17 protein-coding genes are annotated in these 19,932 nt (G+C 64.8%); 7 read left to right on the forward strand and 10 right to left on the reverse strand.

Annotated elements, in window-relative coordinates; all coding sequences use genetic code 11:
- Position 1: 1 nt before the first annotated feature.
- The 4 genes from I603_RS11765 to bchF are packed head-to-tail and all read right to left on the reverse strand — an operon-like array spanning position 2 to position 7,175.
- Positions 2–3,643 (reverse strand): magnesium chelatase subunit H, encoded by a 3,642-nt coding sequence (locus I603_RS11765; RefSeq protein ID WP_068865284.1) that lies wholly within the window; start codon positions 3,641–3,643, stop codon positions 2–4.
- Positions 3,633–5,258 (reverse strand): ferredoxin:protochlorophyllide reductase (ATP-dependent) subunit B, encoded by a 1,626-nt coding sequence (bchB, locus tag I603_RS11770; protein ID WP_068865286.1) that lies wholly within the window; start codon positions 5,256–5,258, stop codon positions 3,633–3,635. The genes I603_RS11765 and bchB overlap by 11 nt, the downstream gene beginning before the upstream one ends.
- Positions 5,259–5,262: 4 nt before the next feature.
- On the reverse strand, positions 5,263–6,579 hold the full coding sequence (locus I603_RS11775) for a ferredoxin:protochlorophyllide reductase (ATP-dependent) subunit N (protein WP_068865288.1): 1,317 nt from the start codon (positions 6,577–6,579) through the stop codon (positions 5,263–5,265).
- Complete coding sequence (bchF, locus tag I603_RS11780; protein ID WP_084440077.1) at positions 6,576–7,175, reverse strand: 2-vinyl bacteriochlorophyllide hydratase; 600 nt, start codon at positions 7,173–7,175, stop codon at positions 6,576–6,578. The genes I603_RS11775 and bchF overlap by 4 nt, the downstream gene beginning before the upstream one ends.
- A gap of 246 nt (positions 7,176–7,421) precedes the next feature.
- Here bchF and I603_RS11785 point away from each other — a divergent pair, with 246 nt between their 5' ends.
- The 7 genes from I603_RS11785 (at position 7,422) to I603_RS11815 (ending at position 14,312) form a co-directional block, all read left to right on the forward strand.
- On the forward strand, positions 7,422–8,318 hold the full coding sequence (locus tag I603_RS11785; protein WP_232305370.1) for a cobalamin B12-binding domain-containing protein: 897 nt from the start codon (positions 7,422–7,424) through the stop codon (positions 8,316–8,318).
- Positions 8,319–8,330: 12 nt separating this feature from the next.
- Complete coding sequence (gene ppsR / locus I603_RS11790) at positions 8,331–9,752, forward strand: transcriptional regulator PpsR (protein WP_068865291.1); 1,422 nt, start codon at positions 8,331–8,333, stop codon at positions 9,750–9,752.
- A 310-nt stretch (positions 9,753–10,062) separates the two neighbouring features.
- The gene (chlG, locus tag I603_RS11795; protein WP_068865293.1) at positions 10,063–10,965 is read left to right on the forward strand and encodes a chlorophyll synthase ChlG; all 903 of its coding nucleotides are present in this window, start codon (positions 10,063–10,065) and stop codon (positions 10,963–10,965) included.
- Positions 10,965–12,326, forward strand: coding sequence for a BCD family MFS transporter (locus I603_RS11800; protein ID WP_068865295.1), 1,362 nt, complete (start codon positions 10,965–10,967; stop codon positions 12,324–12,326). The genes chlG and I603_RS11800 overlap by 1 nt, the downstream gene beginning before the upstream one ends.
- Positions 12,323–13,519 (forward strand): geranylgeranyl diphosphate reductase, encoded by a 1,197-nt coding sequence (locus I603_RS11805; protein WP_068865297.1) that lies wholly within the window; start codon positions 12,323–12,325, stop codon positions 13,517–13,519. Before I603_RS11800 ends, I603_RS11805 begins: the two co-directional genes overlap by 4 nt.
- Before the next feature lie 12 nt (positions 13,520–13,531).
- Complete coding sequence (locus tag I603_RS11810; RefSeq protein WP_068865299.1) at positions 13,532–14,014, forward strand: TspO/MBR family protein; 483 nt, start codon at positions 13,532–13,534, stop codon at positions 14,012–14,014.
- 31 nt (positions 14,015–14,045) lie between these two features.
- Positions 14,046–14,312: a hypothetical protein gene (locus I603_RS11815; RefSeq protein WP_068865301.1), complete on the forward strand. Its 267-nt coding sequence runs from the start codon at positions 14,046–14,048 to the stop codon at positions 14,310–14,312.
- A 123-nt stretch (positions 14,313–14,435) separates the two neighbouring features.
- Here the strand turns inward: I603_RS11815 and pufM are convergent, their stop codons facing one another.
- From pufM to bchY, 6 genes are all read right to left on the reverse strand, one after another.
- Positions 14,436–15,398, reverse strand: coding sequence for a photosynthetic reaction center subunit M (gene pufM, locus I603_RS11820; RefSeq protein ID WP_068865304.1), 963 nt, complete (start codon positions 15,396–15,398; stop codon positions 14,436–14,438).
- 14 nt (positions 15,399–15,412) lie between these two features.
- Complete coding sequence (gene pufL / locus I603_RS11825) at positions 15,413–16,237, reverse strand: photosynthetic reaction center subunit L (RefSeq protein WP_068865305.1); 825 nt, start codon at positions 16,235–16,237, stop codon at positions 15,413–15,415.
- Positions 16,238–16,335: 98 nt separating this feature from the next.
- A complete protein-coding gene (gene pufA, locus I603_RS11830) occupies positions 16,336–16,530 on the reverse strand; it encodes a light-harvesting antenna LH1, alpha subunit (protein ID WP_068865307.1) in 195 nt (64 codons plus the stop codon).
- A gap of 74 nt (positions 16,531–16,604) precedes the next feature.
- Positions 16,605–16,760, reverse strand: coding sequence for a light-harvesting antenna LH1, beta subunit (gene pufB, locus I603_RS14330; RefSeq protein ID WP_084440078.1), 156 nt, complete (start codon positions 16,758–16,760; stop codon positions 16,605–16,607).
- A 168-nt stretch (positions 16,761–16,928) separates the two neighbouring features.
- Complete coding sequence (gene bchZ / locus I603_RS11835) at positions 16,929–18,371, reverse strand: chlorophyllide a reductase subunit Z (RefSeq protein ID WP_068865309.1); 1,443 nt, start codon at positions 18,369–18,371, stop codon at positions 16,929–16,931.
- A complete protein-coding gene (bchY, locus tag I603_RS11840) occupies positions 18,368–19,930 on the reverse strand; it encodes a chlorophyllide a reductase subunit Y (RefSeq protein WP_232305371.1) in 1,563 nt (520 codons plus the stop codon). Before bchY ends, bchZ begins: the two co-directional genes overlap by 4 nt.
- Between the last annotated feature and the right edge of the window lie 2 nt (positions 19,931–19,932).

The raw sequence follows: 19,932 nt of genomic DNA on the forward strand, positions 1-19,932 counted from the left end.
GTCATTCGGCAAACACGCCTTCGAGGCGGTCTTCGAGTTCATCATTCGCTTCGCGCAGCGCTGCAAGCGTTGCTTCGTCCGGCTCCCACAGATTGCGGTCGCAGGCTTCGAGCAGGCGACCGGCAAGCTTGGCCGAACTCTTGGGGTTGAGCTCGCTCATCCGGCGGCGCATGTCGGCATCGAGCACGAAGGTCTCCGAGATCTTCTGGTAGACCCACGGGGCGACCTGTCCGGTCGTGGCCGACCACCCGAAGGTCGCGTTCACATGGCCTTCGATCTGGCGCACGCCTTCATAGCCATGTTCGAGCAGGCCTTCGTACCACTTGGGATTGAGCGTGCGGGTGCGCGCTTCAAGGTCGATCTGCTCGGCCAGCGTGCGCACCTTGGGCTTCCCGCGGGTGGCATCGAGGATGTAGACCGGGGCTTCGGCCCCCTTGGCCTTGGCCACCGAGCGGGCGACCCCGCCAAGACCATCAACATACTGATCGACATCGTTGATGCCCAGCTCGATGCTTTCGAGGTTCTGGTAGGTGAAATCGACCGTCGAGAGCGCACTCTGCAGGATTTCGCGCTGTTGCACCGGGCGGCCCGAAATGCCGTAGCCGAAGCCCTTCTGGGTCTCGAAGGCATTGGCCAGTTCGTCAGGATCGGCCCAGGTGCCGCCGTCGATCATCTGGTTGACGTTGGCGCCATAGGCACCTTCCGCATTGGAAAAGACCCGCAGCGCGGCCGTTTCGAGGTCGCAGCCGTGCTTTTCCATCTGCGCCAGCGTGTGCTTGCGGATGAAGTTCGCCTCGACCGGTTCTTCGGCGGCGCTGGCCAGCAGCGCGGCTTCGGCCAGCATGCGGATCTGCATCGGCAGCAGGTCGCGGAAAATGCCCGACAGGGTCATGACCACGTCGATCCGCGGACGACCGAGTTCTTCCAGCGGGATCAGTTCTGCCCCGCAAAGCCGGCCGTAGGAATCGCGCCGCGGGCGAGCGCCCATCAGCGTCATCGCCTGTGCGATCTGCACGCCTTCGGACTTCATGTTGTCCGTGCCCCATAGCACCATGGCGATGCTTTCGGGGAAGGGCTGGCCGCTCTCGACATGGCGCTCGATCAGGCGCTCGGCCTGGTCGCTGCCCAGCTTGCAGGCAAAGGCGGAGGGAAGAAGGAAGGGGTCGAAACCGTGGATGTTGCGGCCCGTCGGCAGGATTTCGGGGTTCGCCACCACATCGCCGCCGGGCGCGGGCAGGACATAACCGCCATCGAGCGCCCGGATCAGCGAGCCGAGTTCGTCCGACGATGCGATCATTTCCGCCAGCTTCGCACGGTCGGCCTTGTCCGGGCCTCCGGCTGCCTCGACCATGGCATCGAGCATGTCCTCGAGCTCTTGGCCTTCGGGATTCTTGCCGAAGATGTGCAGGCCGTAGGGGATCAGCGCTTCTTCCAGCTCGTAGAGCTTGGCCGAAAGCTCGCCGATTTCGCTGTATTCGATGTCGAGCGCGGCGCACTGGTCGGCGATCAGCGCTTCGAGATCGGCGCGTTCCTCGGCATGATCGGGATCGTCCTGGGTCAGGCGCCAGCGTTCGACGCTGCTCTTGAGTTCCGACAGCCCCTTGTAGAGCCCGGCCTGCGCCAGCGGCGGGGTGAGATAGCTGATCAGCGTCGCCGCCGAGCGGCGCTTGGCCAGCATGCCTTCGGTCGGGTTGTTGGCGGCATAGAGATAGAAGTTCGGCAGGTCCGAAATCAGCCGCTCCGGCCAGCACGAGCCCGACATGCCGGCCTGCTTGCCGGGCATGAATTCGAGCGCGCCATGGGTGCCGAAATGCAGCACCGCATGGGCGCCGAAATCCTCGTTGATATAGCGGTAGAAGGCGCTGAAGGCGTGGGTCGGCGAGAAGCGGCCCTCGAACAGCAGGCGCATCGGATCGCCCTCGAAGCCGAAGGCGGGCTGCACGCCGACGAAGACATTGCCGAAATGCGCGCCCATGATCTGGATATGGCCGCTGTCGGCAAGCTGCTTGCCCGGCGCCGGACCCCACTGGGCCTCGATTTCCTTGAGATGTTTCTCCCGCCGTACATGGTCATCCGCCGGGATACGGTGGGCGATATTGGCATCGGTGCCGTAGAGATCGGCATTACCCTTGAGGATCGCCTCGCGCATTGCATCGAGGCTTTCGGGCACCTCGACATCATAGCCTTCTGCCTTGAGCCGCTTGAGCGTTTCATAAAGCGATTCGTGCACCGCCATGAAGGCGGCGGTGCCGGTCGCCCCGGCATTGGGCGGGAAGTTGAACAGCACAATCGCCAACTTGCGCTGCGCCCGCTCGCTCTTGCGCAGGCGGATCAGCTTGACGGTGCGCGCGGCGAGAGCCTCGGCCCGTTCAGGGCAGCCCTGCATCGGACGCAGCTTGTCGCTTGCCTGCGAGGGGCAATGGCGCTCGCAGCCCTGGCAATTCGGGCCCGAGGCGCTGGCACGGCCGCCGAACACGCTCGGCACGGTCGACCCGTCGAGCTCGGGCAGAGCGACCATAAGCGTCGCTTCGAGCGGCAGCAGGCCGCGCTCGCTGAGCGCCCAGTCCTCGATGGTCTGGAACTCGACAGCATGGGCCGCGAGATAGGGCAGGTCCATCCTGGCCAGCACTTCGCGTGCCGCCGCCGCATCGCTATAGGCCGGGCCGCCGACCAGAGAGAAGCCGGTGAGGTTCACGATCGCATCGACCGTCGGCTTGCCGTTGCGGTCGACGAAGAACTTGTCGATTGCCGGGCGCGCATCGAGCCCGCTGGCAAAGACCGGAACGACGTTCAGCCCGGCCGCCTCGAAAGCTGCGATGGCACCGTCGTAATGCGCCGCATCGCGCCCGAGCAGGTAAGAGCGCAGCAGCACCAGACCGACTGTGCCTTCCTTGCCCTTGGCAGGCGGAAGGAGGCGCAGGCTTTCCGAGATGCGCTGCTGGGTGCGCGGGTGATAGACGCCCACTTCGGGATATTCGATCGGCGCTTCTGCCTTGGTGATACCCCGGCGATAGGCGCGCTCGCCGGAGGCATAGCGGTCAATCAGCGCGCGCACCATCGCGACCACGTTCTCGTCGGAACCGGCCAGCCAGTATTGCAGCGTGAGGAAGTAGGCGCGCACGTCCTGCGCGGTGCCGGGAATGAATTTGAGGATCTTGGGCAGGCGGCGCAGCAGCTTGAGCTGGCCTTCGGCCGAATTGCCCCCGGGCTTGCCATCCTTGCCCGCGCTGCCGCGCAGTTTCTTGAGCAGGGCGAGCGGGCCCTTGGCCGGCGCATCCATCCGGTAGCTGCCCATCTTGGTGAGCTTCACGATCTCGCTTGCCGACATCAGGCAGACCATCGCGTCGCAGGCCTCTCGCCGGGCTTCGAGCGCGGGCAGGATCATGCGGATCTGCTCGTCGAGGAAGATCATCGTGGTGATGACGATATCGGCTTCGGCAATCGCGGCATTGACCTTGGCCAATTCGGCCGGATCGCTGCCCCATTCGGACGCGGCGTGGAGCGAAAGCAGGATATTGTCGGCGGCCAGTTCCGCCTCGGCACGGCCAACGGCCCCTTTGAGGTGATTGTCGAGAGTGACGATCACCACGCGCACCATAGCGCGCGGATCAACAACAGAAGCAGAGGGGATGCTACCGTGCATAATGAGCCTTCGCGTCGTAGAGAGTTTCCAGTTCAATTCGCGCCAGCCCTTCGGCGGCGGCATAGGCTTCGGTATTGCGGCGTGCCTTGCCGCGGACGAAGAAGGGGATTTTCTTGAGTTCGCGCTGCGCCTCGTCGCTCCATGCGAGGGTGGCGTCCTGCGCTGCGGGGTGGGTCTCGTCGCCAGCGGGCGAGGGCATGTCGGATGCCGCCGCATCGGCTGCGGTCATGGCAGGCGCGGCGGCGACTTCGGGCTCCATCACCGGACGCGCGGTGGCGCGCGGCGAATGGGCGGCAAGGTGGCTCGGCCCGTGTTCGTCGGCGAATTCGAAATCCTCGCGGAACATGGTGAGCAGGTGCTCCTCCAGTCCCATCACCAGCGGATGCACCCAGGTATCGAAGATCACGTTGGCGCCTTCAAAGCCCATCTGGGGCGAGTGGCGCGCGGGGAAATCCTGCACGTGGACGGGCGCAGAGATGACCGCGCAGGGCAGGCCGAGGCGCTTGGCGATGTGGCGCTCCATCTGCGTGCCCAGCACCAGTTCGGGGCAGGCCGCAGCTATCGCGTCTTCCACCGCGAGATGATCGTCGGTGATCAGCGGTTCCACGCCGCATTCGGCGGCTGCCTTGCGGATCTCGCGGGCGAATTCGCGGTTGTAGCAGCCAAGGCCGCAGACCTCGAAGCCCAGTTCCTCGCGGGCGATGCGAGCAGCGGCGACGGCGTGCGTGGCATCGCCGAAGATGAAAACGCGCTTGCCGGTCAGGTAGGTCGAATCGACCGAGCGTGACCACCAGGGCATCCGGGAAGAGGTGTCGCCGAGGGCAGGCGTGGGATCTGCACCTGCCAGCTCGGCGACGTCGGCGATGAAGGAGCGGGTTGCTCCCACGCCGATAGGGACGGTCCGCACCGCGGGTTGAGCGAAAGTGCGCTCGAGCCAGCGGGCGGCCTCATCTGCGATTTCGGGGTAGAGGACGATGTTGAAGTCGGCAGCGCCGATCCGGGTAATGTCCTGAGGGGTGGCGCCCAGCGGGGCAACCAGATTGACCTCGACGCCGAGGGCATCGAGAATCTTGCGGATTTCGACCAGATCATCGCGGTGGCGGAAGCCCAATGCGGTCGGACCGAGGATGTTGGCGCGCGCAGGCCGACCTTCGCGCGGCTCGCGCACCAGCGACTTGTCCGCCAGCGTGCGCACGATCTGGTAGAAGGTTTCGGCCGCGCCCCAGTTTTCCTTGCGCTGGTAGCTCGGCAGTTCGAGCGGAATCGCCGGAACCGGCAGGCCCATAGCTTCGGCAAGCCCGGCGGGATCGTCCTGGATCAGCTCGGCCGTGCAGGATGCGCCGACGATAATCGCCTGCGGGTCGAAGCGGGTCACCGCCTCGCGCGCGGCGTCCTGGAAAATCTGCGCGGTGTCCTTGCCCAGATCGCGCGCTTCGAAGGTGGTGTAGGTGACCGGCGGGCGCTTGCCGCGCCGTTCGATCATCGTGAACAGCAGGTCGGCATAGGTATCGCCCTGGGGCGCGTGAAGGACATAATGCAGCTTCTCCATCGCCGTCGCGACCCGCATGGCCCCCACGTGGGGCGGCCCTTCATAGGTCCAGACAGCCAGCTGCATCGCCTCAGACCTCCAGCATATCCCGGCGCCGCAGCGGCCGGGCAAAGAGTTCGGCGAGATCCGCGGCCTGTTCGAAGCCATGGATCGGCGAGAAGACGAGTTCGATGGCCCACTTGGTAGTCAAGCCCTCCATCTCGAGAGGATTGGCAAGGCCAAGGCCGCACACCGTGATGTCGGGCCGGTCCTCGCGCACCCGGTCAAGCTGGCGCTCGACATGCTGGCCTTCGGAGAGGCGCACCTGCGGACCGAACCGCTCCAGCTCGCGGGCAAGATGCGCGCGGTGGAGATAGGGCGTGCCGATCTCCACCATCTCCATGCCAAGCTCGTCCTGCAGGAAGCGGGCAAGCGGAATTTCGAGCTGCGAATCCGGCAGGAAGCTGATGCGCTTGCCTTCAAGCTGCGTGCGCAGCTTGGCCAGCGCCAGCCGGGCACGCTCGCGCCCCGGGCCGATCACGCTTTCGAACAGGGCATCGTCGACGCCGAATTCGCTCGCCGCCGCGCGCAGCCAGCTGGTGGTGCCTTCCGCCCCGAACGGGAACAGCGCGTCGAGCCGCTGCGCCCCGCGCCCTTCGAGCGCCATCGCGGTCTCGCCAAGGAAGGGCTGGGCCAGCAGATAGCGGGTATTGGGGCCGACGGCGGGCAGATCGCGGGCATTGCGCGCGGGCAGGCAGCCGACCTTGTCGATCCCCATCTGCGCGAACAGGCGCAGGAACTGGTCCTCGACGATGTCGGGCAGGCTGCCGACGATCAGCAGTTCCTTGGGGGCACCGGCGGGGAGCGCGGGCATGACCGGCACAAGCGCGGCAAGGCATGCGTCCTCGCCCTGCGTGAAGGTGGTTTCGATCCCGCTGCCCGAATAATTCAGGATGCGCACCCGCGGCATATGCACCGCACCCAGCCGCTGGGCCGCCTTGGCCAGATCGAGCTTGATCACCTCGGACGGGCACGAACCGACCAGAAACAGCGTCTTGATGTCGGGCCGGCGTTCGAGCAGGCGGTTCACCACGCGGTCAAGTTCGTCCTGCGCGTCGACCATGCCGGCAAGATCGCGCTCTTCCATGATCGCGGTGGCAAAGCGCGGCTCGGCGAAGATCATCACCCCCGCCGCGCTCTGGAGCAGGTGCGCGCAGGTGCGCGATCCGACGACGAGGAAAAAGGCATCCTGCATCTTGCGATGCAGCCAGATAATGCCGGTGAGACCGCAGAAGACTTCTCTCTGGCCGCGCTCCCGCAGGACGGGCCGCGCATCGCGTGCCGACACCTCCGCTGAAGCGGCGGAGGCGGGGGCGCTGCAGCCATCGAGAAGAATGGCCTCGCTCATGCAGCGATCGCCATGTCCTGCGGACGATCGACGCTTTCGGCGACACTTTCCGCCGCCTTGCTGCGCGCCTCGCGCTCACCCTCGAGCCGTGCCATGCGCAGCTTCCAGATGAACTGCCCGGCGTTGATAACGTAGGCACCATAGGCAGCAAGCGCGACAACGAGCCGTTCCTGGATGGTGCCGTAAGCGCCGAACAGCATCACCAGATAAAGGGTGTGCAGCGCAATGACGAGCATGGAGAAGACGTCTTCCCAGAAGAATGCCTTGGCGAACAGATACTTGCCGAAGACAACCTTCTCCCAGATCGCGCCTGTCACCATGATCGTGTAAAGAAACAGCGTCTTCAGGACGAACATGACGTCGGCGGCATAGGCGCCTTCGCCGGTATTCAACGTGCGGATCACCAGCGCGAGGCTGATCATGAATACCAGAAACTGCATGGGTGCGAGAACGCCCTGGATCACGGTCCAGACCGATTGATCGCGCCGCACCCGCTGTTCGGGGGTGTAGAGCGCCCGGCTTTTCTCTCTCCCTTGGCCCGCACCCTTCGCCGAGGCTTCAGGGTCGACCGGGGATGCCTGATCCTTCCGAGTCATTTGGTCGCGTTAGCCTTTGCTATGTGACTCGGAGAGTACGCCCGTTCCAACACAAGTGTCAACTAGATTGGACGTTTAGTTTTGTTGACGATTTGCCATCATGCGGTAACGTTGTTTGCGCCCTTTCCCGAAACGGCGTAAGCAGGATTCGCGCGCTTTCGGGATCAGGGTTGTAGGGGTGTGCCGCGCGGGTGCGCCCGTTTCCTCCGGCGGACAGGATCCGCACGACCTGGGGAGGTCTGGCGAATGGGAGAATCGAAGGCTTCAGGCATGTTCGGCGCCGGTTCGGCGGTCCTGAGGGGGGTCATTTCTGCCCCGCTCGAACGGGTCCGCAGGCGGGCTTCGGGAGCGCGCGAGGAGTCGCACGATTCGGTAAACGCCATGATACAGGGCGAGATCATTCCCCGCCTGCTCATGGCTCACGAGGCAGCGCAGAGCCATTCCAAGAACAAGCGCGGCAGGCCGATCGATCCCGCTGACGCATCCCGTTTCGCCATGCTCCCGCTGCGGCTCGAGGCAGCGAGCCTGCTCGACGAGGTCGATGCATTCATTGCCGATGGCGCGAGTGTCGAGACCATTTGTCTCGATCTGCTGGCCCCTGCGGCGCGGATGCTTGGCGAGATGTGGGATCGCGACGAATGCGACTTCATCGATGTTACGATGGGGCTGTGGCGCCTTCAGGAAGTGATGCGCGAGATCGCCGCGCGCTCGCCCGCAGATCTCCCGTCGCTCAAGGTTCCGCGCAGCGCGCTGTTCTCGCCGATGCCAGGCGACGTGCACACCTTCGGCACGATGATGATCGAGGAGGTTTTCTCGCGTGCCGGCTGGCACAGCGAGGCGCTGGTCAAGCCCGAACGCCGCGAACTGCTCGACCGGCTATCGCAAAAGCCCTTCGATGTGGTGGGATTGACCCTTGCCCGCGATTGTCCTGGCGCCGCGCTCGCCAACATCATCAAGGCGATGCGCAACGCATCGGCCAACCCCAGAATTGCCGTGCTAATCGGCGGACGAATGATCAACGACAATCCGGGAATGGTCGAAGAAGTCGGGGCCGACGGCACAGGGGCTGATGCGCTCTCGGCGCTGCAAGTCGCCGAAGCCCTGGTGAAGGCCACCCCCCGCAGCACACAGAACCTGCGATAGGTTCGTACGCCCATGCTCACCCGCAAGCACAGCATCGATGGCAAGGAGCCTTTCGCTAATGCGGCGGAGCTGTTCCGTTCGCTTGATGCCGAGGCTGCGATGAAGCTGGCGATGATGGCGGGCGACGTGACTCTCGTGCTCGACGATACCGGGACTATCCTCGATGCTTCCTTCGATCCGCGTGAATTCCCGAGCTTTTCGGGCTGGATCGGGAGTAACTGGATCGAGACGGTAACCGATGAAAGCCGTCCTAAAATCATGGAGATGCTGGCCGCTGCCCGGCGCGGCGAGGTCCAGCACTGGCGGCAGGTCAACCATCCTTCGCGCGATGGCGAGGTGCCGATCCGCTATGCCGTGCTGAGCATCAATGGCGGTGCCAACCGGATCGCCTTCGGGCGCGATTTGCGCGAGGCGGGCAAGCTGCAGCAACGGCTTTTGCAGGTGCAGCAGTCGCTCGAGCGCGATTACCTGAGAATGCGCCAGCTCGAGGCGCGCTACCGTATGCTGTTCGAGCGTTCCACAGAGGCTGTGCTGATCATCGAGGCGGCTTCCTTGCGCATTCGCGAGGCCAATCCGGCCGCGCATACGCTGGTTGGCGCTCGTACTGGCAGCCTGCCGGGCAAGAAGCTGCCGAGCGTGCTCGACAAAGGCTCGCACGAGGCGTTGCAGGGGTTGGTCGGCGCGGCTCTGGTGTCGGACACGGTAAGCCCCGCACGAATCCGGCTTTCCCGTGGCGCACGCGACGTGATGGTGACGGTTACCGGTTTCACGCAGGATCGCGGCCAGTTCCTGCTGGTGCGGCTGGTGCCTGCGAGCGACAAGATCATCGCTCCTTCATCGCCGGTGCTTGATCTCGTCGACCAGATGCCGGACGCCTTTGTCGTGGCCGATGCCAACCTCGAGATTGTCACCGCCAACGCTGCCTTTGTCGAGCTGCTTCAGGCGGCCAGCGTCGATCAGCTGCGCGGCCGCCATCTGTCGGATTCGATTGGCCGTCCGGGCATCGATCTCGACCTGATCGAAGGCCAGATCGATCAGCACGGATCGGCACGCAATGTCAGCACCGTCCTGCGCACCGGTGGCGATGTGGAGGGTGAACCGGTTGAATTGTCAGCGGTTCGGACGGGCGGGGAAGACCCTTACTATGCCTTCGTGATCCGCCCGATCGGTCGCCGCCTGCGCGACCTGCCGCCGGGCTCGCAGGATCTCCCGCGTTCTGTCGAGCAGCTCACCGAACTGGTCGGCCGCATGAGCCTCAAGGACATCGTGCGCGAAAGCACCGACCTGATCGAGCGTCTGTGCATCGAGGCGGCGCTGTCCTATACCTCGGACAACCGTGCCTCGGCGGCCGAAATTCTCGGCCTCTCGCGCCAGAGCCTCTATTCCAAGCTGCATCGCTATGGCCTCGGCAACCTCGCCGGCGACAACGACTGACAGCCTGCCCGCCCTGTAGGCTTTCCGGTTGCGCGGCACAGGCCTGCGCAATCGCCGTTCCAAGCTGGCCCGGGCAGCGGTCGAGCCGCTTCAGGCTGCGGGCAAACCGGGCCTGAAAGGGCCTTAAGGGGGGCATGTGCCGGACGGCGCTTCCAAGCCCGCGAATTTCCTGCTGTCAAGCGATCGCGATGGCCGCGACTGGACACGCAGCGGCATCTCCAGAGAAAAAATCGGGGTGAAAATGCGATCCGGCGATGACGTAGTGTCAAAATAAATTGACGCTATGCTTTGTCATGCATAGCCTCAAGTCATGGAACATTCGGTGCCCACGACTCGCTCCGTGCCCGTTCCGGCGGCGCGCGATGTGCTGCAACTTCTCAAACCCATCACATGGTTCCCCCCGATGTGGGCCTTCATGTGCGGTGCGGTATCCTCCGGCGCCGGGCTCGAAGGGCGCTGGTGGTTCGTTGCGGGCGGGGTGCTGCTGGCAGGCCCGCTGGTGTGCGGCACCAGCCAGGCGGTCAACGACTGGTTCGATCGCCATGTCGACGCCATCAACGAACCGGACCGCCCGATCCCCTCGGGCCGTATCGGGGGGCGCTGGGGGCTCTACATCGCCATTATCGCCAGCCTCATTTCGGCCGGCGTGGGCTGGCTGCTGGGGCCTATCGTGTTCGTGGCCGCGCTGGTCGGCCTCGCCTTTGCCTGGGCTTACTCCGCACCCCCGTTCCGCTTCAAGGCGAGCGGCATGCTCGGTCCGCTGGTCTGCGGGCTAACCTATGAAGGCTTGAGCTGGTTCACCGGCGCCACCGTGATGCTGGGCGCGCTGCCCTCGGTCGAGGTCTGCATCATCCTGTTCATGTATTCGCTGGGCGCGCACGGCATCATGGTGCTCAACGACTTCAAGGCGGTCGAAGGCGATCGGCAGGCCGGGCTCACCTCCTTGCCGGTGGTGATGGGGGTCGAGGTCGCGGCGCGTTTTGCCTGCATCACGATGGCGGTGGCGCAGATCGTGGTAATCATGCTGCTCGCGATCTGGGGCTATGGCCTCTCGGCGCTGATCGTCACCGCCGGACTTGCGGCGCAGATTGCAGCCATGCCCAGGCTGATTGGCGATCCGGCCAAATATGCTCCGTGGTACAACGGCGTGGGCGTGACCCTTTATGTGCTGGGGATGCTCGCCTCGGCGCTGGGTCTGGGAGGCTATATCTGATGCACGCCCCGCTCGCCTCTCCCCGGTCCGAGGATGCGAGCGCCGGTTTCGGCTGGTTCGCAATCGCCCGGATCGGGATGGTGCAAGCCTCGATCGGCGCCTTGGTGATGATGGCGACAACGGTCCTCAACCGGCTGATGGTGGTCGAATTCGCGCTGGCCGCGGCGATCCCGGCGGGCCTGGTGGCATGGCATTATGCAGTCCAGCTGGGCCGGCCCCTGTGGGGGCACGGATCGGACAAGGGCGGCAACCGCACCTTGTGGATTATCGGCGGCGTGGCGCTGCTGGGCGCCGCCTCGCTCATGGCAACGCAGGCGACGCTAATGCTGGGCTCATCGCCCGCGCTCGGTTTCACCCTTGCCGTCATCGCCTACACCCTTATCGGTGCGGGAGTCGGCGCGGGCGGCACGTCGGCGCTTGCCCTGCTGGCCTCAGGAGTAGCGCCGCAGCGGCGTGCAGCGGCCGCGGCGCTCACCTGGATCATGATGGTGGCGGGAATTGTGGTCTCGGCCATCACGGTCGGCAAGCTGATCCAGCCCTTCTCGCCCGAGCGGCTGCTGGCGGTGGCCGGTGGCCTTGCGCTGGCAACCGTCGGGCTGACAGCGCTCGCTACCTTCCGGCTGGAGCGGCAGGCGGGCCGGTTCGGCCATGCTGCCGAGGATGACGAAGCCCCCGATTTCGGCGCCGCAATCCGCGAGATCTGGAACGAGACGGCGGCGCGCCGTTTCACCATCTTCATCTTCGTGTCGATGATCGCCTTCTCGATGCAGGACCTGATCCTCGAACCCTTTGCCGGGCTGGTTTTCGGCCTTGCGCCGGGCGAATCGACCCAGCTGGGCGGCCAGCATCAGGGAGGTATCCTGATCGGCATGATCGTCACCGGCATCGGCGGCAGCGCCTTTTCGGGCAAGCGGCCTGACGGATTGCGCCTGTGGGTCATCGGCGGTTGCCTGCTGTCGGCTGTCGGCCTGGGCGCGCTTGGCCTTGCGGCGGTCAATGGCCCGCCCTGGCCGCTCGGGATCAATGTCTTTGTGCTCGGCCTTGGCAATGGCGTGTTCGCGGTGGCTGCGATCGGCGCGATGATGGGGCTGGCCGGCGCGGGCGAGAAAACCCGCGAGGGCGTGCGCATGGGCGTGTGGGGAGCAAGCCAGGCTATCGCTTTCGGGCTTGGCGGGCTGACCGGCGCGGTCGGCGTCGATCTGGCGCGCAGCGCGCTGGGTGATGATGGCGCTGCGTTCCAGCTGGTGTTCGCCATCGAGGCGGCAGCTTTCGTGCTCGCCGCCGTGCTCGCAATCAAGGCGACCGGCGCTCCGGCGATGCGCGCGGTTGCGGTAGAGGGAAAGAGGGAGGTCTACGCATGAACCAGACTATCTATGATGCCGTCATCGTCGGCGGCGGCCCCTCGGGATCTACCGCCGCGAACGATCTTGCACAGGCCGGCTTTTCGGTGCTGCTGATCGAACGCGGCGGCCGGATCAAGCCCTGCGGCGGTGCGATTCCGCCCCGGCTGCTTGCCGATTTCGACATTCCCCAGAGCCTTCTGGTCGCCAAGGCGCGCTCGGCCCGCATGATCGCGCCTTCGGGCCGCGCGGTCGACATGCCGGTGGGCGAGATCGGCTATGTCGGCATGGTCGACCGCGACGAGTATGACGAATGGCTGCGCGAGCGTGCCCGCCAGTCGGGTGCCGAACGGATCACCGCGACCTTCGAGAAGATCGAGCGCGACGACGAGCCGCATCCCATCGTCACCTTCCGCCGCACCCGTGGCGGCCCGATCGAGAGCGTGCGTGCGCGCGTGGTCATCGGTGCCGACGGCGCGCGCTCGGCGGTGGCCAAGCAGTGCCTGCCCGGCGCCGAACGCGTGCCCTGCGTCTTCGCCTATCACGAGATCATCAAGTCGCCCGAGGAAAACACCGAGGCCTTCGACGCGACGCGCTGCGATGTGTTCTACCAGGGCAAGCTGTCGCCCGATTTCTATGCCTGGGTGTTCCCGCACGGCGAAACCGCCAGCATCGGGGTTGGCAGCGCCAACAAGGGTTTCTCGCTGCGCGGCGCGATCGGGACCATGCGCGAGGAACTCGGACTTGCCCGCTGCGAGACCGTGCGCCGCGAGGGCGCGCCGATCCCGCTCAAGCCGCTCAAGCGGTGGGATAATGGTGCCGATGTGATCGTGGCGGGTGACGCCGCGGGCGTGGTCGCTCCGGCATCGGGAGAGGGGATCTACTACGCCATGGTCGGCGGGCGGCTGGTGGCCGAGGCGGCGGCGATGTTCCTCAAGACGGGCGAGGCCAAGCACCTGCGCAGCGCGCGCAAGAAGTTCATGCGCGAGCATGGCATGGTCTTCCGGATCCTCGGGATCATGCAGTATTTCTGGTATTCCTCGGACAAGCGTCGCGAGCGTTTCGTCACCATCTGCGACGACAAGGACGTGCAGGAGCTGACCTGGCAGGCCTACATGCACAAGAAGCTGGTGCGCGCGAAGCCGATGGCCCATGTCAGGATCTTCCTGAAGGACACTGCACACCTGCTAGGCTTGAGGGCCGCAACGCGCTAAGCCGGTTCCTGTATGAACCGGATGATGATCCTGCCGGTGTCCGTCGCCACGGTCGCGGCGCTGTGCGTTGCGGCGCTGGGGGCGACGATCACCGATCTCGGGCCGTGGTATCAGACGCTGGAAAAGCCCGCGTGGAACCCGCCCGATGTGGTGTTCCCGATCGGCTGGACGGTGATCTATGCCTGCATCACCATTTCGGGCATTACCGCATGGCGCCAGGCGCCCACGGCGGCGAGTTCGGAATGGGTGATCGGTCTGTTTGCACTCAACGGCTTTCTCAACATCACCTGGAGCCTCATTTTCTTCCGCATGCAGCGCCCTGACTGGGCGTTTATGGAACTGACCTTGCTATGGCTCTCGATCATTTTGCTGATGATCTATTGCGGGCGGTTCTCGCGCAGCGCGGCGGCGTTGCTGGTGCCCTATCTGGCATGGGTGACTTTCGCAGGCGCTCTCAACTGGGCGGTGGTCGATCTCAACGCGCCGTTCGGCTGATGCGGGCCCGGCAGCGGGCGAGGGAGGTGGCGTGGAAGGTCTGTTTTCGTCGGGCCATGCGGCCGATCTGATCCTTGTCGTTCTGGCTATCGAAGCCGCGTGGTTGCGGCTGCGCCATGGATGGAGCTTGCGGGCGCTGGCTGCGCTGCTCGGCACGGCGGCGCTGATCGTGCTCGGGCTGCGGGCAGCGCTGGTGGGCGCCGCGTGGTGGTGGATCGCACTCCCGCTGGCTCTTTCGCTGCCGCTTCACCTGCTCGATCTGGCAAGCCGGATGAAGGGCCAGGGCAAGGGCAGCTGAAGGGTCGGGTCGGGTCCGCTTGCGCGCGGCCGTCAGGACAAAGAGAAACCCGGCCGGGCGCGTAGCCTGACCGGGTTTCTGTTTGCCTTGAGGGGTGGCCGGGCGTCACCGCCCGGCAGACCTTCAGCTGATATTGGCAGCCCCGCTCGGATCGTAGTGGATCGTGCTCGGAGCGTAATAGTGCTCTTCGGCCCACAGGCGCCAGTTGTCGACCACTGTACCGGTAATCAGGATCCCGATCCCGCCGGTCAGCGTGGTCAGCACCGCGAACCACCACGCCCAGCGGTGGATCGATTCGAAGCTTGCGTTGAAGCCCATCACCCAGCGCCAGAACAGCGCGCCGCGTTCCGCAGCAGTCCCGCGGTCGGTAATCTGCTCGATCTCGCGCTCGCCGCCATAGCGTCCCAGCGCCAGAATGGTCGCCCCGTGCATCGCGAACAGGAGCGCCGACCCGTAAAGGAAGACGATCGAGAGCGCGTGGAACGGGTTGTAGAACAGGTTCCCGTAAAGCAGCGAGAAGTTGTTGGTCCAGTCGAGGTGGCTGAAAATGCCGTAAGGCACCGCCTGCGCCCATTCGCCCATCAGCAACGGACGGATGAAGCCCAAGACCAGGAACAGCCAGATAGCCGAGGCGAAGGCCCAGGGAATGTGCATCCCCATGCCCAGCGCCTTGGCGCGGTAATAGGTCCGCGCCCACCAGGTCAGCACAGAGATCGTCAGGAAGGCGCCGGTCATGATGAACCAGCCACCCTTGTCCAGCGGAACGAACGGGCTGAAGCCGTATTCCGGGCCCGGAGGATCGAGCGAGAGCCAGAAGAACTCGCGCATGAAGGCCTGCGGGCTCCAGTTGACTTGCGCGGCAAAGTTCATGCCGATGATGAACAGCGCCATGAAGCCGAAGGCGAGGCTGATAACGCCAAGCCAGCCGAGATAGATCGGGCCAAGCTGTGCCTGTCCGATCTTGCCCATCCAGTAGCTGTGACCGAACAGCGCGATCCGCGGTTCGCTTCCGTCGAGGTGCGGGACGCCCATTTCGGGCGGCCCCTGGACTTGCACCTGCGTGAAGATGTTTTGGTATGTCGCCATGGTTCAGGTGCTCCTTACGACCAGATCGGGATCTTCTTCCAGAAATCCCAGAATTCGATCCAGCTGCCGACATACAGAGTGCCGGAGATGACGATGCAGATGGCGCTCCAGAAACCCGCGTTGAGCGCGAGGAAGAGCCCCACCCGGTGGATGCCGAGCGTCCCGACCGAATAGCCGATGAAGTCACGGAAGTAGGTGTCTTCGTATTCCGGCGTCTTCACGTCGGTTCCGCCGGTCGGGTTGACCGCCGAAAGCACCAGACCGCCATGCAGTGCGAGCGCGAGGCAGTTCGTGAAGAAGAACGTGATCGCGAGCATGTGCACGGGGTTGTAGTGGAAGTTGCCAAAGGCATAGCCCACGTTCGAGACCCATTCGAGGTGGGTCCAGATCCCGTACGGAAAGCCATGGCCCCACGCGCCCATCAGGAAGGGACGGAACACGTTGAGAGTGACATAGGCGAACACGGCCACGCTGAAGGCGAAGGGCACGTGATAGCTCATGCCGAGCTTGCGGGAGATTTCCGCCTGCCGCATCACCCACGACGAGAACGCGACCACTGCGCAGATCGTGATGATCTGCCAGTACCCGCCCTCCTTCAGAGGTGCGAAGGCAAGGCCGTACTCGACCGGCGGCGGATTGATCGAGATCAGCCAGGGGTTGAGAGTCGGACCCTGGGTCGCGGCGGCGAAGATCAGCGCGGTGCCAAGCAGCGCACTGATTGCCGTCGTCACCCCGAAGAATCCGACATAAAACGGCCCGACCCAGAAGTCGAAAAGGTCGCCGCCGATTAATGTGCCACCGCGTACGCGGTATTTCCGCTCGAAACTAAGGAGCGCCATAGGTCCATCCTCCCCGCCGCAAGGGCGGGCACTGTAGGTTGTTCGACAAGTGTTTGGAGGCAGGCAGGCTAACCTGCCTCCTCACATTTCGAGCAGGACTATCCCGCCGCCGGAGCTTCCGACGATTCGATAGCGGCCTGCGCGGGCATGGATTCACCAAGCCGCTTGTCCAGCCAGTTGTACTTGTCAGTGCTGAGCAGGAGGAAGTGGATGGTGAAGGCCAGCACTGCGAGACCCACATGCAGGGCCACCAGAGCGCGGCGGATGTCAAAGTAGAACCAGATTCTCCACATGGGAAAATTCCTTTCTTGAACCGTTCAGATCTTGGCGTTGTCCGGGCTTCGGACCGCGCCTGTTCGTCACGGAATTAGAGCCAGGGCTTGTAGGCCCACAACAGGGCATGAGCGACCACAGCGATCGCCACATAGAGGACGAAGGTCCCCATGAAGCCCTTGTGGATTTCCTGTGCCTCTTCGGGCGTCAGGTAAGTCCCGACGCGTTCTCCGGGAGTCGGATCAGCCATAAGTATGTCTCCGTTCAGTTGGGTGGTAATGGGCGCCCGAAGGCCCCCGTCGGCATCCTCGCGTGATCCCCCACGTGGATTTCATGAGCTCCGCATCCGGAGCAAAGGCAAAGGCCGCTGCGGCGCGAGGCCGCAGCGGCAAATTTCCGGTCAAGGGCGTGCGCCCCATCATGCAGTCGCCCCTTCCAGCAGTGCCTCTTCGAGGCAGTCTGCCGTGACGATGCTGGCACCGCGCTGGCGGGCGGTCCGTTCGGCCGCGTCGCGCAGCCGCTTGGCAGCGGAAATGCGGATCAGCACCGGCTGGGCCTCGACCAGCTCGTCGAGCCGCGCCTTGGCTTCGACATCCCACGAAACTTCGGCGAGCGAGCGGGCCGGGGTCTTGTCGACCTTGTCCATCTCGGTTCCGAGCGGGAGGATGTGGAACAGCGCATCGAACAGCGCATTGCACACTTCCTGCAACAGGTAGCTGGCGCCCGAATAGCCCATGAAGGGCGTGCCGGTATGCCGCCGGATCGCCGCGCCCGGGAAGCTGGCCGGGATATACATCCCCCGCCCGCCGCACTCGGTCATGTACATGCGTTCGTTATAGCTGCCGAATAGCACCAGCGGCGGGTTGGCATAGATCGCCGCCCGCACATCCTCGTTCTTGGGTTTGACCCCGGCACAGCGCGAGAAGGCGAAGTTGCAGGGCATGCCCAGATCGTCTTCGAGATAGGCACGGATGCCGCGGGCATAGGTTTCGTTGGCGACGATGCCGAAGCTGGCGGTCGCAAAGAAATCCTGCGTCACCGAACGCCACAGGTCCCACAGGGGCTTGATCGTGGTGTGCTTTTCGCGCTCGATAAAGGGTTCCGGATCAAGGCCCAGCGCCTCACCCAGCGCGCGCAGGAACTTGGTCGTCTGGTTGAGCCCGATGGGCGCCTGGAAATAGGGCCGCTCCAGCGTCTCGCACAGGTTGCGCCCGTATTCGCGGTACAGACACACATTGGCATCGGAATTGGCGAGGTCGCGGATGTCGGCCAGGTGGCTGCCGAGCGGGAAGACCATGCCCACTTCCGCGCCAATGCCTTCAATCAGCCGGCGGATTTCGGCCAGATCGGAGGGCATGTTGAACATGCCGTAAGCAGGGCCGATGATGTTGACGCGGGGCTTTTCGCCTTCCTTGCGACGCCGTTCGGGGATCTTCTTCGGCCCGAATTCGGTCCACAGCCAGGTCAGCGCGCGGTCGGCCGACTGCCATTGGTCCTCGTCGATGGTGCGCGGCAGGAAGCGCTTGATGTTGGTGCCCTCGGGCGTCACCCCGCCGCCGATCATCTCAGCGATCGAGCCGGTGACGACGACGCAGGGCAGTTCCGCATCGAGCGTTTCCCATGCGCGCTTCATCGCGCCTTCGGTGCCTGTCTTGCCAAGCTCTTCCTCGGCAAGGCCGGTGACGACGATCGGCAGCTCATGCGGGGGCAGGGCGTCGGTATAGTGCAGCACCGAGGTGACAGGCAGGTTTTCGCAACCCACCGGCCCGTCGATGATCACCTGCAGACCCTTCACCGCAGTGAAGACGTAGGTCGCACCCCAATAGCCGCCGGCGCGGTCGTGATCGAGAACAAGGGTCATGTGCCGATCGCCTCCGATGCCTTGCGCGCCGCTTCGTTGAGGGCTGCGTATTTCTTGCGGAACTTGGGCCGGTCCACCGGCACATCCTCCCACACGCCGGCCGCATGTTCGGTGCCGACGCCTTCGAAGAAGTCGCGCATCGAATCGAAGCGGGTCTTGTTGGCCATCGCCGCATTGATCACCGTGGCGAGGCTGCCTGCGCCCGCCGGTCCCATCAGCGGCCGGGCCGAGATGAGGTTGGTGAAGTAGAGCGACGGGATCGCCTTGCTCTTGGCGTGTTGCACGACCGGGGTGGTGCCGATCGCCAGATCGGGACGGTATTCGTCCACCGCCGCGATGTCCTGTTCGAGACTGGAGCGGAACTGCACCTTGACGCCGCGCGCTTCGAGCCATTCGCGGTCGGGATCGGACCAGCGGGTCTTGGGGCAGGCGCTCCCGACATAGACCACGTCCGCGCCGCTTTCGACCAGCAGGCGGGCAACCAGCAGCTCGGAGCCTTCATAGCCCGAAACCGTGATGCGGCCCTTGATCGGCATCTTCGAGAGCGCGCCCTTGCAGGCACCGATCATCGCGTTCTTGACGGCGTCGACCTTCGCCTGCGGCAGGCCGAGTGTATCGCCAAGCGACTGCAGCCAGGCCGCCGTCCCGTCCGCGCCGACCGGAGCCGATCCGATGATCGGGCGGCCTGCGGCTTCGAATTCGCGGATCGAGGCGGTGTAAAACGGATGGATCGCGGCAACGACTGCGCCATCGAGCGCGGCATAAAGTTCGCGCCATTCGCGGGTCGGCACGACCGGCCCGGCAGCAAGGCCGAGCGGTTCGAGCATCTGCCCGATCACCACCGGATCAGCTGGGAACATTTCGCCCAGCAGGGTCACGGTGGGCTTGTCGCTGCGTTCACGCGGAGCGGCGACAGGGCCTGCCATCACTTCCTCGCGGGCATATTGCAGCATCGCGCCCGCCAGAATGTCCTTGGCCTCGGCATGGGTCGGCACGCCGAAACCCGGCACGTCGATGCCGATGATGCGCACACCGTTGATCTGCTTCTTCAGCAGGCGCAGGGGCACGCCGCTCGCGGTGGGGACGCACAGGTTGGTGACGACGATGGCATCATAGAGTTCGGGGTCCGCCATCCCTTCGACGGCTTCCTTGATGTCCTCGAACAGCTTGCCTGTCACCAGCGTTTCCGAGTTGAACGGAACATAGCCGACCGTCCGCCGCGCGCCGTAGAAGTGCGAGGTGAAGGTCAGGCCATAGACGCAGCAGGCCGAACCGGAGAGCACGGTCGCGGTGCGCTTCATGCGCAATCCGACGCGCAAGCTCCCGAAGGCAGGACACATGGATTGCGGCTGGTCATGCGGGCCGCGCTCGGGATCGACCGGATAATCGGCGGCATAGCGATCGAGAATGTCGCTCTTGCCGGCCGCACGCGCGGCTTCGAGCATGGTGGCCTTGCTGGAGCAACCGCCGCCTTCGGCAACGGCGGCAGGTGCCGGTTCAGATCCGAGATCGATCCGGTCCGGGGCGCGGGTATCGCCGGTGGGGGTGAGATCGTCCATCG

This window comes from Erythrobacter dokdonensis DSW-74 (genome assembly GCF_001677335.1).
Classification (GTDB): Bacteria; Pseudomonadota; Alphaproteobacteria; order Sphingomonadales; family Sphingomonadaceae; genus Erythrobacter; species Erythrobacter dokdonensis.

Bases quoted from the DNA above. Each gene is read 5' to 3' on its own strand.
- bchB (WP_068865286.1), bottom strand. From the start codon at position 5,258: ATGCAGCTGGCTGTCTGGACCTATGAAGGGCCGCCCCACGTGGGGGCC.
- I603_RS11785 (WP_232305370.1), top strand. From the start codon at position 7,422: ATGGGAGAATCGAAGGCTTCAGGCATGTTCGGCGCCGGTTCGGCGGTC.
- pufA (WP_068865307.1), bottom strand. From the start codon at position 16,530: ATGTGGAGAATCTGGTTCTACTTTGACATCCGCCGCGCTCTGGTGGCC.
- bchZ (WP_068865309.1), bottom strand. From the start codon at position 18,371: ATGACCCTTGTTCTCGATCACGACCGCGCCGGCGGCTATTGGGGTGCG.
- chlG (WP_068865293.1), top strand. From the start codon at position 10,063: ATGGAACATTCGGTGCCCACGACTCGCTCCGTGCCCGTTCCGGCGGCG.
- I603_RS11810 (WP_068865299.1), top strand. From the start codon at position 13,532: ATGAACCGGATGATGATCCTGCCGGTGTCCGTCGCCACGGTCGCGGCG.
- ppsR (WP_068865291.1), top strand. From the start codon at position 8,331: ATGCTCACCCGCAAGCACAGCATCGATGGCAAGGAGCCTTTCGCTAAT.
- I603_RS11765 (WP_068865284.1), bottom strand. From the start codon at position 3,643: ATGCACGGTAGCATCCCCTCTGCTTCTGTTGTTGATCCGCGCGCTATG.
- pufB (WP_084440078.1), bottom strand. From the start codon at position 16,760: ATGGCTGATCCGACTCCCGGAGAACGCGTCGGGACTTACCTGACGCCC.
- I603_RS11775 (WP_068865288.1), bottom strand. From the start codon at position 6,579: ATGAGCGAGGCCATTCTTCTCGATGGCTGCAGCGCCCCCGCCTCCGCC.
- pufL (WP_068865305.1), bottom strand. From the start codon at position 16,237: ATGGCGCTCCTTAGTTTCGAGCGGAAATACCGCGTACGCGGTGGCACA.
- bchF (WP_084440077.1), bottom strand. From the start codon at position 7,175: ATGACTCGGAAGGATCAGGCATCCCCGGTCGACCCTGAAGCCTCGGCG.
- I603_RS11800 (WP_068865295.1), top strand. From the start codon at position 10,965: ATGCACGCCCCGCTCGCCTCTCCCCGGTCCGAGGATGCGAGCGCCGGT.
- I603_RS11805 (WP_068865297.1), top strand. From the start codon at position 12,323: ATGAACCAGACTATCTATGATGCCGTCATCGTCGGCGGCGGCCCCTCG.
- pufM (WP_068865304.1), bottom strand. From the start codon at position 15,398: ATGGCGACATACCAAAACATCTTCACGCAGGTGCAAGTCCAGGGGCCG.
- bchY (WP_232305371.1), bottom strand. From the start codon at position 19,930: ATGGACGATCTCACCCCCACCGGCGATACCCGCGCCCCGGACCGGATC.